This is a genomic window from Cupriavidus sp. SIMBA_020 (assembly GCF_046535395.1).
In the GTDB taxonomy this organism is placed as follows: domain Bacteria; phylum Pseudomonadota; class Gammaproteobacteria; order Burkholderiales; family Burkholderiaceae; genus Cupriavidus; species Cupriavidus campinensis.
Window position 1 is genome coordinate 1 of sequence record NZ_JAWRWU010001196.1, and the last position, 252, is coordinate 252.

The following is a 252-nucleotide window of genomic DNA, read 5'->3' on the forward strand; positions in this document are numbered from 1 at the left end:
GCTTGAAGGCGTTGAGGTTTCTGCAGGATGTCGTGCAAACAGGACCGGTGGGCATCCCGAGCTACGGTCAGGGGGAAATGATGACCGCTTTCCTGGAAGGGCAGGCGGCGATGTACCTCGACGCGACCGCTATTTTCGGTCCGGTGCGGGACAAGACGCGCTCCAGAATCAGCGACAAGGTGGGGTATGCGGTTCACCCCAAAGGCAGCCGTTATTCGAGCGAAGCAGGCGGGCTTGGCCTTGCGATCCCGC

At 61.5% G+C, this 252-nt stretch carries 1 pseudogene; it reads left to right on the plus strand.

The features are described from left to right. Nucleotides 1-252, plus strand: a pseudogene (locus tag SB751_RS33315) (sugar ABC transporter substrate-binding protein); the annotation flags it as partial.